Below are 13,993 nucleotides of genomic sequence, written 5' to 3' on the forward strand. Positions count from 1 at the left end.
CGGCAATTTCCGCGGCGGGCTGATCCTGCCGGGCGTGCGCCTGATGTGCGCGGCGCTGGCCCGGAACACCGCCCAGCTGCCCGACGCGGTGGGCGAGTACCGCGAGGCGCCGACCAACACCATGGACGCCATCGTCTCCGGCTGCCTGCACGCGCAGGCCGGCGCCATCGAGCGGATGTTCGCCCGGGTGGCCGCCGAGGGGCCGGCGCTCTGCCTGCTGACCGGCGGCGCCGCGCACCGCATCGCGCCGTGCCTCGGCATCCCCTGCCGGATGGAGGAGACGCTGGTCCTCGACGGGCTGTTGCGCTGCATCTCCTGACCATGCCGTCCCGGTATACTTGGGCCCGTTGCCGGCCCGCCGTGCCTCGATAAACCACTCACCCGGAGTCTTCATGGAGTCGTTGCGTTTCGTCCTGCCCCAATCCGAAATTCCGACCCACTGGTACAACGTGGCGGCCGACCTGCCCAATCCGCCGCTGCCGCCGCTCGGCCCGGACGGCCAGCCGGCGACGCCGGAACAGATGGGCGCCATCTTCCCGGCGGCGATCCTCGAACAGGAAATGTCGGCCGAACGCTGGATTCCGATTCCGCAGGAAGTACGCGAGATCTATCGCCTGTGGCGTCCGTCGCCGCTGGTCCGCGCCGCGCGCCTGGAGGCGATGCTGGGCACCCCGGCCAAGATCTACTACAAGAACGAGGGCGTCTCGCCCGCCGGCTCGCACAAGCCCAACACCGCCGTGCCGCAGGCCTACTACAACCGGCAGGCCGGCATCCGGCGCCTCACCACCGAGACCGGCGCCGGCCAGTGGGGCTGTTCGATCGCGCTGGCCGGCCAGATGTTCGGCATCGACGTGCGCGTGTTCATGGTCAAGGTCAGCTACGAGCAGAAGCCCTACCGGCGCTCGATGATGCGCACCTGGGGCGCCGAGGTCTTCGCCAGCCCGTCGACGCTGACGCAGAGCGGGCGCGACGCGCTGGCGCACGACCCCGGCAATCCCGGCTCGCTCGGCCTGGCCATCTCGGAGGCCGTCGAGGAGGCCGCCTCGCGCGCCGACACCAACTACGCGCTGGGCTCGGTGCTCAACCACGTCATCCTGCATCAGACGATCATCGGCCTGGAGGCGAAGAAGCAGTTCGAATTGGCCGGCGACTGGCCCGACGTCGTCTTCGCGCCGTGCGGCGGCGGTTCGTCGTTCGCCGGCCTGGCCTTCCCCTTCCTCGCCGACAACGCGGCCGGCGGGCGTAGCGGCAGGATGGTGCGGCTGGTGGCGGTCGAGCCGACCTCGTGCCCGTCGCTGACCCAGGGCAAGTATGCCTACGACTACGGCGATTCCTCCGGCTTCACGCCGCTGATGAAGATGTTCACGCTGGGGCACGATTTCACGCCGCCCGGCATCCATGCCGGCGGCCTGCGCTACCACGGCGCCTCGCCGCTCGTCTCGCAGCTCTACCATGAAGGCCTGATCGAAGCGGTGGCGGTGCCGCAGCTGGCCACCTTCGAAGCCGGCGTGATGTTCGCCCGCGCCGAGGGCGTGGTGCCCGCCCCGGAATCGTGCCACGCCATCCGCGCCACCATCGACGAGGCCCTGCGCTGCAAGCACACCGGCGAGCCGCGCACGCTGCTGTTCAACCTGACCGGGCACGGGCATTTCGACATGGCCGCCTACGACCGCTACTTCGCCGGCGAGCTCGAGGATTTCGAGTATCCGCGCGAGGCCATCCGCGAATCGCTGCGGCACCTGCCCGATTTCGGCTGAGATCGGGAGCGTCGCCGATGCGCACCCTGGTCTTCCTGCTGGTCCTCGCCAACCTGCTGTTTTTCGCCTGGACCCGCGGCGCCCTGGGCCTCGGCGAAGCCGACGCCCCGCGGCCCGGCGAGCCGCTGCGGGCCGACCAGATCCGCCTCGTGTCGAACGACCGGCCCCCGGAAGCAGGCCGGGCGCGCGCCGAAGAGCCGTCGCCGCCCGCCGAGCCACCGCCGCAACCGGATGTCTGCGTCGCGCTGAGCGAGGTGCCGCAGGCCGAGGCGGACGCCCTCGAACGCCTGCTCGCCGAAAAGCTGCCGGCGTTCAAGCTGGTGCGCGCGGCCGCGCCGGGAAATTCCAGCTACTGGGTGCACATTCCCCCGTTCAAGGCGAAGCGCGAGGCCGAGAACAAGGTGGCCGAACTGAAGAAGCTCGGCGTCAAGGAGTACTTCATCATGCAGGAGGCCGGCATCGAGGGCTTCGCGATTTCGCTCGGCCTGTACTCCACGCAGGAAGCCGCCGAAGCCGCGCTCGCCGCGTTCAAGGAAAAAGGGGTCCGCTCGGCCGTCCTGGCCGAACGTCCCCGCAAGCCGGCGCCGGCGCAGATCGAGCTCCACGGCCCCGAAGCGCAGGCCGGGGAAATGCGCCAGCTGCTCGCCCAGGCGATGCCCCGCGCCGAACCGGGCGGCTGCGGCCGGAGCGCGGCGCGATGAGCCTGGTCGTCGGCCTGACCGGCGGCATCGGCAGCGGCAAGACCACCGTCGCCGATCTCTTCGCCGAACTGGGCGCGGCGATCGTCGACACCGACGTGATCGCGCACGAACTGACCTCGGCGCAGGGCGCCGCCATGCCGGCCATCGTCCGCGCCTTCGGCACCGCGGTATTGCAGAAGGACGGCGGCCTCGACCGCGCGGCCATGCGGCGGCTCTGTTTCTCCGACCCGGCCATGCGCAAGCGCCTCGAAGCCATCCTGCATCCGCTGATCCGCGGCGAAAGCGTGGCGCGCTGCCGGCGGGCCGGGCATGCGCCCTACGTGCTGCTGGTCGTACCGCTGCTGATCGAATCCGGCGCCTACCGCGAATACGTCGACCGGATTCTCGTGGTCGATTGCGACGAAACGCAGCAGATCGCCCGCGTCATGGCGCGCAGCGGCCTGAGCGAGGACGAGGTGCGCGGCATCATGGCCACCCAGGCCGGCCGGGCCGAACGCCTGGCCGCCGCGGACGACGTGCTGGCCAACACCGGCGCCCGCGACGAACTGCAGACAGGCGTCCTCGCGCTGCACCGGCGCTACCTCGAACTGAGCCGGCGCGCCGACGTCCAGGGACATGCCTGAGCGGCCGTCCGGCTTGCCATCCGGGTATGACGCGGCCCTGCCGGCTTCCCAGTCGGGGCGGGCGCCCCGCCGCCGTGCCCCCGGCATTATCCGGGGCGGTTTTCCAAGTGAACCATTGAGATTTGTTCGCAAATGCCTCAGAATATTGGGAAATTCACCCTGATCACCTGACCGGCGGCAATGTGATTACCTACGAATATCCCTTCAACGAGCGCATCAGGACGTTGCTGCGCCTGGAGGATTTGTTCGAGAAGACCGGCCATTTCATCCAGCAGCCGGGACGGCGGGAACATCATGTCGTGCTGCTGTCGCTGTTCGAAATCCTCGAAGTGGCCGGCCGCGCCGACCTCAAGATGGACCTGATCCAGGAACTCGAACGGCAGCGGCAATCGCTGCTGGCCTTCCGCAACAACCCGGAAATTTCCGAAGAGGCGCTTTCCGGCGCGCTCTACGAAATCGAACAATCGTCCGCCGCGCTGCTGGCCATGACCGGGAAGATCGGTCAGTACCTGCGCGAGAACGACTGGCTGATGGCGATCAAGAGCCGCGCCGTCATTCCCGGCGGCGTCTGCGAATTCGATCTGCCTTCGTACCACTACTGGCTGCACCAGGAAGCCGCCGTCCGCCAGGAGGCGTTGCAGGAATGGCTCAGACCGCTGATCCCGCTGCGCGACGGCCTGTCGATCGTGCTGCGCCTGCTGCGCGCCAGCGGCGCGTCCGAACACCACGTCGCGCGCAGCGGTTCCTTCCAGCTGATGCTCGGCGGCAGCACCTCGCAGATGGTGCGCGTCTCGCTCAAGAAACAGCTGCCCTTCATTCCCGAAATCAGCGCCAACAAATACGCGCTGAACATCCGCTTCATCCGCCAGGACCTCGAATCGCGCCAGCGCCACACCGACAACGCGGTGGACGTGCCGTTCGACATCGTGTTCTGCAATCTGTAATCACGCATTCCACATTGAGAGCCGCCGCTGCCGGGTTTTTCGGGGTGCCGCGATGAGGCATCTTCTTCGTGCGCTGCTGCTTTTTATCGCATGGATCGGCGGTGTCGGCGCCGTCACTCCAGTGGCGCTTGAAATTCCGCCCGCCGGCCTGTCGTCGTCGCCCGCGCCGCTGAAGGCCTATCTGTTCAGACCCGCCGGCGAGGGGCCTTTCCCGGCCGTGGTCATGCTCCACGGTTGCGGCGGCGCCTACGCGCGCAGCGGCGCGCTCAACGAACGCCATCTCATGTGGGGCCGGTTCCTGGCCGACCACGGCTATGCCGCGCTGATGCTCGACAGTTTCACCTCGCGCGGGATCAAGGAAATCTGCACGATCAAGTTCAAGGAGCGTTCGCTCAAGGCGTCCGACCGCGTCGGCGACGCCTACGCCGCGTTGGCCTACCTGCAGGGACGGGAGGAAATCCGGCCCGACCGCGTGGCCCTGCTGGGCTGGTCGAACGGCGCCGGAGTCGTGCTGGATGCCGCCGCGCGCAGCCCCCGACCCGCTGCGGCCTTTCGCGCCGCGGTTGCCTTCTATCCGGGCTGCACGGCGCGCAACCAGGCCGCCGATCGCTTCCATCCCTACGCGCCGCTCCTGCTGCTCATCGGCGAGAGCGACGACTGGACGCCCGCCGCCCCTTGCCGGGCGCTGGCCGCCACGGTCGCGGCCCGCCACGAGCCGATGCGGATCGTCACGTTCCCGAACGCTTACCACGACTTCGACAACCCCGCGCTCAAAGGCAAGCACGTGCGCAAGGAAGTGCCGAATGGCGTGAATCCGGGCCAGGGCGTGACCACGGCGCCCGATCCGGCAGCGCGGGAAGAGGCGAAGGTGCGCGTGCTTCAGCACTTCGATGAGTATCTGAAATGACCGTCCGGCGGAACTCCCGCTTTCGTCCGCCTCTCGAAAAGCGGGCATAATTTAGCCATTGGCCGCCGGTTTCGTCAGCGGCTTGCGTGACCAACAACGAATCTGGATCGCCATGCGCCGGCTGGCGGCATGGTGTTCCAGACCGCGTTTCAGAATGTTCCAGGATCGACGATGGCGGCAAAAGTTACCAAGGTTCGTTGCCCGCAATGCGGGGGTGAAGCGTTGTGGGGCCCGGAAAACAAATACCGGCCCTTCTGTTCCGAACGCTGCAAACTGATCGATCTCGGCGCCTGGGCGTCGGAAACCTACCGCGTCCCGGTGCAGGAAGAGACGGCCGAGCCGTCGGCCGATTTCTCTACTTCAGGAAAGCCGCCTCTCTCGAAATGACTATGGCCGAAACAGCGGTTTCCGGAACGATCCCTCTTCTTGGTTTGCGAGGGATGCGGTGCCGATAATTCATACAAGCGAATCGTCAGTGGTCTTCTTCGTTTTCGTGCTTCAACGGGCTACGCGATAAAAAAACCGGGAGACGGTTCGTCTCCCGGTCGTGCGCGGATGGATCGCGAATCAGTGGTTGAGCAGGATGCGCTTGACCTCGGTCAGGCCGGCCGAGAGCATGGCCAGATCCTGCGGCGCGTTGCGCTTGAGCTCTTCGATCACGCTGCGTGCCGCGCCCGTTGCCGTGGCGTCGGCGGCGTCGCGCTGCAGCAGGGCTTGCCGCATGGCGCGCAGATCGCTGGCCAGTTGCGCCCTGGCCCGCGCCTGCCAGCGGTTGCCGGCCGGCAGGTTGCCGATGGCGTTGCCGAGCCAGGTGAGGTCGAAGGCGGCGTCGAGCTTGGCGCAGGCGGTCGCGACTTCTTCGAGCGGACGGTTGCCGCTGCGCGCCAGGTCGACCAGTTCGAACACCCGGGCGACGTCGGTCCGCGCGTCGAGCAGCGCGGCGATCGATTCCACGCCTTCCTTGCCGGCGCGGGCGGCGGCGATCGCTTGGGCGACGGCGTCGCGGTAGGTGTCGACGATCTCGGGGATGCCGGCACCGGCCATCTGCGAGGCGAGGATCTGCCGCGTGGCGGCGCCGACCATGTCGCGCAGGGCCATCATCAGCGCCATCTGGCGTGCGGAAGGAATCTTGAGGTCGAGCGCCTCGATTTCCTTCCAGAGGCATTCCGCACCCAGCAGTTCGCTGGCGGCGTACCAGGCCGAGATGATCTGTTCGAGTTCGGCGCCGGTTTCGTCGCCGATCTGCTGGGTGAACACCGTGCCCATGCGGTTGACCAGGCGGCTGACGATCTGCGTGGTGATGATTTCACGGCGCAGCGGGTGCGCCGGAATCTGGTCGGCGCATTTTTCCGCGACCGCGTCGGGGAAGTAGCTCACCAGCAGTTTCTGGAACACCGGCGTATCCGGCAGCTGGGTCGCCAGGATGGCCTGCTTCAGCGCGATCTTGGAGTACGCCAGGAGCACGGCGATTTCCGGCGCGGTCAGTCCGATGCCCATCTGCGCGCGCTCGATCAGATGCTTCTCGTCCGGCAGGAACTCGATGGCGCGGTTGAGGCCGCCCTTGGCTTCGAGGAAGCGGATGAGCTGCCCGTGCGCGTTGAGCAGGTCGCGGCCGTAGGCGGTTTCCAGCGATACGGCCTGCGTCTGCTGGTAGTTGTCGACCAGCACCCGGCGGCCGACGTCGTCGGTCATCGAGGCCAGCAGGGTGTCGCGCTGCTTGATCGTCATGTCGCCGCTCTGCAGCAGGCTGGAGGTCAGGATCTTGATGTTGACCTCGTGGTCGGACGTGCCGACACCGGCCGAATTGTCGATGGCGTCGGTGTAGTTCAGACCGCCGTTCATCGCGTATTCGATCCGCGCCTTCTGCGTGAAGCCGAGGTTGCCGCCTTCGCCGACGACCTTGGCGCGGATTTCCGTGGCGTCGATGCGGATGGCGTCGTTGGTGCGGTCGTTGGCGTCCTGGTGGCTCTGGCTGCTGGCCTTGACGTAGGTGCCGATGCCGCCGTTGTAGAGCAGGTTGACGGGCGCCTTGAGGATGGCGTTCATCAGTTCGTTCGGCGTCATCTGTTCGGCGTTGACGCCCAGCCGGGCGCAGACCTGCGGCGAGAGCGGGATGCTCTTGACGCTGCGCGGCCACACGCCGCCGCCCTCGGAGATGAGCGACTTGTCGTAGTCGTCCCACGAGGAGCGGGGCAGGTCGAACAGGCGCTGCCGTTCGGCGAAGCTCTGCTCGGGATTCGGGTTCGGATCGAGGAAGATGTGCCGGTGGTCGAAGGCCGCGACCAGCGTCGTCTTGTCGGAACGTAGGAGGCCGTTGCCGAAGACGTCGCCGGACATGTCGCCGATGCCGACCGCGGTGAACGGTTCGCTCTGCGTGTCGCGCCCGAGTTCGCGGAAGTGGCGCTTGACCGCCTCCCACGCGCCGCGCGCGGTGATGCCCATGCCCTTGTGGTCGTAGCCGGCCGAGCCGCCCGAGGCGAAGGCGTCGCCGAGCCAGAAGCCGTATTCGATGGCGATGGCGTTGGCGATGTCGGAGAAGGTCGCCGTGCCCTTGTCGGCGGCGACGACGAGGTAGGGATCGTCGCCGTCGTGGCGGCGGACGTTCTCAGGCGGAACGACCTTGCCGCCGACGAGGTTGTCGGTGACGTCGAGCAGGCCGCGGATGTAAGTCTGGTAGCAGGCGATGCCTTCGGCCATCCAGGCGTCGCGCTCGCTGGCCGGCGGCAGGCGCTTGCCGATGAAGCAGCCCTTGGCGCCGAGCGGCACGCCGACGACGTTCTTGACCATCTGCGCCTTGACCAGCGCCAGGCCTTCGGTGCGGTAGTCCTCCATGCGGTCGGACCAGCGCAGGCCGCCGCGCGAGACGGAGGAGCCGCGCATGTGGATGCCTTCCATGCGCTGGCTATAGACGAAAATTTCGTAGAGCGGCACGGGCTTGGGCAGGAAGGGGATGAGCTTGGACGAGATCTTGAACGACAGGTAATCCTTCGGCTGGCCCTTGGCGTCCTTCTGCCACGCATTGGTGCGCATGGTGGCGTGGAAGGCGGTGCGGTAGCCGGAGAGGATGCGGTCGTCGTCCAGGTTGCTCACCTGCGCGAGCGCGGCCGCCAGTTCGCGGTCGGTCTCTTCCGCCTGGGCGTCGGTGGCATCCGGGGAGAAGCGCGTGTGGAAGAGGTCGGACAGCAGGCGGGCGATCTGCGGGTGGCTGGACAGGCAGCGTTCGATGTACACCTGGCTGAACGGCAGCCCGGCCTGGCGCAGGTAGCGGCCGTAGGCGCGCAGGATGTTGATGCGCGGCGCGTCGAGCCCGGCCAGCAGGGTCAGGCGGTTGAAGCCGTCGTTCTCGGCCTCGTTGCGCAGAAGTTTGCCGAGCAGGTCGATGAAGGCGTTGCGGGTCGATTCATCGTCGAGCGCCTCGGGGCGCGGCAGCTGCACGGCGAAATCGGCGATGTGCAGTTCCAGGTCGGTCAGCTTGAACGGCTGCTCGGAGAGGACGGTCAGCCCCAGGTTCTCGAACACCGGCAGCACGGCGGACAGCGGCCGCGGGTTGCCCTTCAGGAACAGCTTGATGTGCTGATGCGAGCCGTCTTCGCCGTACGGCGCGTTGAGCTTGATCTCGACGCGCCCGCTGGCTTCTGCCGTTTCGAGCCGTTCGAGGTCCGACACCGCGGAGCTCGGCGGCACCTGGTCCTGGTAGGCCAGCGGCAGCGCCCCGGCGTAGCGGCGCAGCAGCGTGTTGCCGCGTTCCTCGCCGGCGTGCTCGATCAGGTTGTGCTGCAGCTCGTCCTGCCAGCCGCGCACGATGCGCGCGACGTCGCGCTCGATCGCTTCCGCGTCGTACTGGTAGCAGGTGCCGTCCGGCGTGCGCGCGATCAGGTGCAGGCGCGCCAGCCGCGATTCGTCGACGTTGATGAAGAAGTTGACGCTGTCGGCGCCCAGCGTGTTGCTGAGTAGCGCCATGATGCGCAGGCGCACGGTCGTGTCGAAGCGGTCGCGCGGCGTGTAAACCAGCGCCGAGACGTAGCGGCACCAGCGGTCGTCGCGCAGGAAGACGCGCACCCGCTGGTGTTCGTGCAGCATGACGATGCCGTGGGCGATGCGCTGCAGGTCGGCGGTGTCGATCTCGATCAGCTCGTCGCGCGGATAGGTTTCGAGGATGTTGCGCAGCGTCTTGTCGTTGTGTCCGCCCGGAGCGAATCCGCAGGCCGTGCGCACGGCCGCCACCTTGCGGCGCACCACGGGAATCTCGGTCGTCGAGATGTGATAGACGTGGGCGGCGTACAGGCCGACGAAAACGTGCTCGCCGACGACCGCGCCCTTGGCGTCGCGCTCGCGCACGCCGATGTAGTCCAGGTAGCCCGAACGGTGCACGATCGAGCGGGCGTCGGCCTTGGTCAGCGTCAGCGCCGAGGGCAGCGCCTGGAGTTCGGCGATGCGGCTCGGCATGCCGGTGCGGCAATGCCCGAAGCGCGGATGGTCGGCGCGGCGCAGCAGGCCGAGGCCGCCGTCCGGCGCGCGTTCCAGCGAGGCCGCGTCGGCTCCCGCCTGGTAATGCGCATAGCCGAGGAAGATGAAATTCTCGCTGGCCGCCCAGCGCAGGAAGTCGACGATTTCCTCGCTGTCGGCGGATTTGGCGCCGCCCAGGCCGCCGATGGCGGTCTCGACGCGCTGGCGCATTGCGGCGAAGTCGTCGACCGCGGCGCGGATGTCGGCCAATACGTCGGCGATTTCGTTGCGCAGCTCGTCGAGCACCGCGCTGTCGCCGATGCGGTCGATCTCCAGGTGTATCCACGATTCGCCGTGCGTGCCGGCCGTGCCGCGCTCGGCGCTCCGGCACAGCAGGCCGGCGGCGTCGCGCTCGATGCCGAGCACCGGGTGGATGAGGCGATGGATCGCCAGGCCGCGGTTATAGACGACCATGGTGACCGAGTCGACCAGGAACGGCATGTCGTCGGTGACGATGTCGATGACCGTGTGCGGCGAATGCCAGCCGTGCCGGTCGAAATCGGGCGTGTACAGGGCGATGACCGCCTGCCCGGCGGACCGCGACTGGCCGAGCCGGTTGTGCTGGATGGCCGCGCCGTGGAGTTCTTCCAGGTTGACGTCGAGGAAATTGTCGGCGTCGATGTCGGCGAAATAGCGTTCGAGGTGGTCGGCGAGCGCCGGGGAGAGTTTGTGTTTTTCAGACAGCTCGCGCAGGTTGCGTTGGAGGGTATTGCTGGTGCCTGTGTCGTTCATGGTGGAATTCCTCCTCGCCCCAGGGTCAGTGCCGGCATGGCAAACCGGAGAGCGTCCCCCTGGACGATGTTGTTATGGAAACAGACTTGAATTGAAAGCGTTAACTTACGTAGTTCAACAACAATCGTTTAATAAAACGATAGGCCATTTTTTGCACGTTTTCATGTAATAGCAAACGATGTATATTCAGCAAATTGTTCTATTTTGGAATGACCATGCGAAGAAAAATTCCGGGAACGGACCTGCTCGTCGCTTTCGAAACGGCGGCCCGGCACCAGAGTTTCACGCGCGCCGCGGAAGAGCTCTCGCTGACGCAAAGCGCGGTGTGCCGGAAGATTTCGGCCTTGGAGGATTATCTGGGCGTGCAGTTGTTCAATCGGGTCAAGAAGCGGGTGTCGCTTTCCGGCGCGGGGCAGATCTACGCCAGGCAGATCCGCGAGAATCTGAAGCGCATCGAACACGACACCCTGTCGCTGATGGCCCACCGCAGCGCCGGACGGGTGCTCGAACTGGCGGTCATTCCCACCTTCGCCACCCGCTGGCTGATTCCGCGCCTGGCGGATTTCCAGCTGCACCACCCGGAGATCACGCTCGACCTGACGACGCGCAACGAGCCGTTCATGTTCATCGATACGCCGTTCGACGCGGCGATCCATTTCGGCGACCCGGTGTGGCCCGGCGCCATCACCGAGTACCTGTTCGGCGAGGAAATGGTGCCGGTGTGCAAGCCGTCGCTGCTCGACGGGCGATTGTCGGTGGAACCTTCGGAACTCGAACAGATGCCGCTGCTGCACCAATCCTCGCGCCCCGACGCCTGGCGGGAGTGGTTCGAAGTGGCCGGCCTGGCGAACGTCAACGCCATGGGCGGATCGCGCTACGAAGTCTTCGCGATGCTGGTCGAAGCGGCCAAGGCCGGCCTGGGCGTGGCCCTGATGCCGCGCTTTTTCGTGCTCAGCGAAATCGCCTCGGGCGAACTGGTGGTGCCGTGCCCGTACGTGCTGCACAACCAGCGCAGCTACTATCTCGTGTACCCCGAGGACAAGCTGGAGTCGGAGTCGTTGCAGGCCTTCTGCGGCTGGCTGCGCACGCAGGCGAGAATCTATCGGGAAACCGAAACCGAAATCGAGGCAGTGGCCTAGGGAGGCGCTGAACTACTCCCCATGCGTCCTTCCGGTGAAAGCCGGAATCCAGGAAAACCGACGCACTGGACCCCGGCCTGCGCCGGGGTGACGAACAAACCAGTATTTCCCTAGCAGACCACCATGTTGTCCCGGTGGATCATCTCCGGTTCGTCGATGTAGCCGAGGATGTTCTCGATGTCCGCGCTGGCATGGCGCGCGATGCGCCGGGCGTCGCTGCTGCCGTAGTTGCTCAGGCCGCGCGCCACTTCCTTCCCAGCCGGCGACACGCAGGCCACCGCCGCGCCACGCTCGAATTCGCCCTGCACCTCGACCACGCCGATCGGCAGCAGGCTTTTCCCTTCGCCGAGCGCCTTGACCGCGCCGGCGTCGAGAATCAGGCGGCCGTTGAGCTGCAGATGGTCGGCCAGCCACTGCTTGCGCGCGTTGAGCGGCTGCATCTCGGACACCAGCAGCGTGCCGATCGGTTCGCCGCGCGCCAGCCGCGGCATCACGTCCCGCTCGCGCCCGCTGGCGATGACCGTGTGCGCGCCGCTGTTGGCCGCGCGCTTGGCGGCGATGACCTTGGTGATCATGCCGCCCTTGCCGTACTGCGTACCCGCGCCGCCGGCCATCGCCTCCAGCGCCGGGTCGCCCGCCCGCGCCTCGGCAATCAGCGTCGCCTGCGGGTCCTTGCGCGGATCGGCCGTGTACAGGCCGCGCTGGTCGGTCAGGATGACCAGGCAGTCGGCGTCGACCAGGTTGGCGACCAGCGCGCCCAGCGTGTCGTTGTCGCCGAACTTGATTTCGTCGGTGACCACCGTGTCGTTCTCGTTGATGATCGGCACCACGCCGAGCGACAGCAGCGTGGTCAGCGTCGAGCGCGCGTTGAGATAGCGCATGCGGTCGGCCAGATCGTCGTGGGTGAGCAGCACCTGCGCCGTGTGCAGTCCGTGCGCCGAGAACGCGCTTTCATAGACCTGCACCAGCCCCATCTGCCCGACCGCCGCGCAGGCCTGCAATTCGTGCACGGCGCTCGGGCGCTTCTCCCGGCCCAGGCGCTGCATGCCGCAGGCGATCGCCCCGGAGGAGACCAGCACCACCTCCCGCCCGAGCGCGCGCAATTCGGCGATCTGCCGGGCCCACTCCCCGATGGCCGCCGTGTCGAGTCCTTCGCCGTTGTTGGTGACGAGCGCCGAGCCGACCTTGATGACCAGCCGTTTCGCTTCGGCGATGCGTGTCGCGTTCATAGCCATTTTTCGCTCAATCCGTTTCCGTGTCGTCGGGAAAAAACTCATCCGCCGGGTCGTCGGCGATCGCCGTCGGCGGCGCCAGCTCGTCCAATGCTTCCTGCAAGGCGAAGATCAGCGGCCGGCAGCCGTCGCCGCTGATGGCGCTGATCCGGAAGCAGGGCGTTGCCGCCGGCGCTCCGTAGGCGCGCAGGAAATCTGCGGCACGTTCTTCGCGCTCGTCCTCCGGGATCAGGTCGAGCTTGTTGAGCACCAGCCAGCGCGGCTTGGCGGCAAGCTCCGGGCTGTATTTCTCCAGCTTCGCCCACGATCGCGTGCGCGTCGCGCACCGGATCGGCGTCCGGGTCGAGCGGCGCCAGATCGATGATGTGCAGCAGCACGCGCGTGCGCGCCAGGTGCTTGAGAAAGCGGATGCCCAGGCCGGCGCCTTCGGCCGCGCCTTCGATCAGGCCCGGAATGTCGGCGATGACGAAGCTCTTGTTCTCGTCGACGCGCACCACGCCGAGGTTCGGGTGCATGGTGGTGAACGGGTAATCGGCCACTTTCGGGCGCGCCGCCGACACCGCGCGGATGAAGGTGCTCTTCCCCGCGTTCGGCAGGCCGAGCAGGCCGACGTCGGCCAGCACGCGCAGTTCGAGGCGCAGGTCGCGCTCCTCGCCCGGTTCGCCCTTGGTGCACTGGCGCGGCGCGCGGTTGGTGCTGGACTTGAAGTGGATGTTGCCGAGGCCGCCCTTGCCACCCTTGGCGATCAATACGGTCTGTTCGTCGTGCGCCAGGTCGGCGACGACCTGGTGGGTATTGATGTCGGTGATCACCGTCCCGACCGGAACGCGCAGCACGATATCCTTGCCGCCCTTGCCGTAGCAGCCGGCGGACGCCCCGTTCTCGCCGCGCTGCGCGACGAACTTGCGGGTGTAGCGGTATTCGACCAGCGTGTTGATGTTGCGGTCGGCGATCACCCGGACGCTGCCGCCGCGGCCGCCGTCGCCGCCGTCCGGTCCGCCCTCCGGCTCGTACTTCTCGCGCCGGAACGAGACGACGCCGTTGCCGCCGTCGCCGGCGGCGACGTAAATCTTCGCCTCGTCGATGAATTTCATGCGCGCTTCCCTACAAAGTAAAAAGCCCTATCGCAAGGATAGGGCTTTCGTTGCCGCCGCAGCGGACCGAGCGCAGCCCGATCAGGCCGCCGCCGGGACGATGCTGACCGTGCGTTGCCGCTTCGCGCCCTTGAGCGCGAACTCGACGCGCCCGTCGATCAGGGCGAACAGCGTGTGATCCTTGCCGATGCCGACGTTCACGCCCGGGTGGAACTGCGTGCCGCGCTGGCGGACGATAATGTTCCCCGCCAGGACGTCCTGGCCGCCGTAGCGCTTGACGCCGAGGCGTTTCGATTCGGAGTCGCGGCCGTTGCGCGAACTGCCGCCTGCTTTTTTGTGTGCCATGTGACTCTTTCCT

The 13,993-nt window shown here is 67.1% G+C and carries 11 protein-coding genes and 1 pseudogene; 8 read left to right on the plus strand and 4 right to left on the minus strand.

Annotated elements, in window-relative coordinates; all coding sequences use genetic code 11:
* The first annotated feature begins 43 nt into the window (after positions 1-43).
* From QM701_RS14245 to QM701_RS14275, 7 genes are all read left to right on the plus strand, one after another.
* Entirely contained in the window at positions 44-319 is a 276-nt protein-coding gene (locus QM701_RS14245) for a type III pantothenate kinase (protein WP_415169400.1), read from the plus strand.
* A 73-nt stretch (positions 320-392) separates the two neighbouring features.
* Positions 393-1,757: a TrpB-like pyridoxal phosphate-dependent enzyme gene (locus QM701_RS14250; protein ID WP_415167704.1), complete on the plus strand. Its 1,365-nt coding sequence runs from the start codon at positions 393-395 to the stop codon at positions 1,755-1,757.
* 17 nt (positions 1,758-1,774) lie between these two features.
* Complete coding sequence (locus tag QM701_RS14255) at positions 1,775-2,458, plus strand: SPOR domain-containing protein (protein ID WP_415167705.1); 684 nt, start codon at positions 1,775-1,777, stop codon at positions 2,456-2,458.
* A complete protein-coding gene (gene coaE / locus QM701_RS14260) occupies positions 2,455-3,081 on the plus strand; it encodes a dephospho-CoA kinase (RefSeq protein WP_415167706.1) in 627 nt (208 codons plus the stop codon). The genes QM701_RS14255 and coaE overlap by 4 nt, the downstream gene beginning before the upstream one ends.
* Positions 3,082-3,263: 182 nt before the next feature.
* Positions 3,264-4,025 (plus strand): cell division protein ZapD, encoded by a 762-nt coding sequence (gene zapD / locus QM701_RS14265; protein WP_415167707.1) that lies wholly within the window; start codon positions 3,264-3,266, stop codon positions 4,023-4,025.
* A gap of 52 nt (positions 4,026-4,077) precedes the next feature.
* On the plus strand, positions 4,078-4,932 hold the full coding sequence (locus tag QM701_RS14270; protein WP_415167708.1) for a dienelactone hydrolase family protein: 855 nt from the start codon (positions 4,078-4,080) through the stop codon (positions 4,930-4,932).
* 129 nt (positions 4,933-5,061) lie between these two features.
* Entirely contained in the window at positions 5,062-5,319 is a 258-nt protein-coding gene (locus QM701_RS14275) for a DNA gyrase inhibitor YacG (RefSeq protein ID WP_415167709.1), read from the plus strand.
* A 180-nt stretch (positions 5,320-5,499) separates the two neighbouring features.
* On the opposite strand, the gene QM701_RS14280 is transcribed toward QM701_RS14275, so the two are convergent.
* Positions 5,500-10,170: an NAD-glutamate dehydrogenase gene (locus tag QM701_RS14280; RefSeq protein WP_415167710.1), complete on the minus strand. Its 4,671-nt coding sequence runs from the start codon at positions 10,168-10,170 to the stop codon at positions 5,500-5,502.
* Positions 10,171-10,385: 215 nt separating this feature from the next.
* Between QM701_RS14280 and QM701_RS14285 the strand changes: the two genes are divergently transcribed.
* Positions 10,386-11,309 (plus strand): LysR family transcriptional regulator, encoded by a 924-nt coding sequence (locus QM701_RS14285; protein WP_415167711.1) that lies wholly within the window; start codon positions 10,386-10,388, stop codon positions 11,307-11,309.
* Between the two features lie 110 nt (positions 11,310-11,419).
* Here the strand turns inward: QM701_RS14285 and proB are convergent, their stop codons facing one another.
* The 3 genes and pseudogenes from proB to rpmA all read right to left on the minus strand — a co-directional run bounded on the left by proB (position 11,420) and on the right by rpmA (position 13,980).
* Positions 11,420-12,538 carry a glutamate 5-kinase gene (proB, locus tag QM701_RS14290; RefSeq protein ID WP_415167712.1) on the minus strand — a complete coding sequence of 373 codons (1,119 nt, stop codon included), beginning with the start codon at positions 12,536-12,538 and terminating at the stop codon, positions 11,420-11,422.
* A 13-nt stretch (positions 12,539-12,551) separates the two neighbouring features.
* A pseudogene (gene cgtA / locus QM701_RS14295) lies at positions 12,552-13,635 on the minus strand (Obg family GTPase CgtA).
* Positions 13,636-13,716: 81 nt separating this feature from the next.
* Positions 13,717-13,980, minus strand: coding sequence for a 50S ribosomal protein L27 (gene rpmA / locus QM701_RS14300; protein WP_415167713.1), 264 nt, complete (start codon positions 13,978-13,980; stop codon positions 13,717-13,719).
* Positions 13,981-13,993 lie beyond the last annotated feature (13 nt).

Source organism: Propionivibrio sp., assembly GCF_047602565.1.
In the GTDB taxonomy this organism is placed as follows: domain Bacteria; phylum Pseudomonadota; class Gammaproteobacteria; order Burkholderiales; family Rhodocyclaceae; genus Propionivibrio.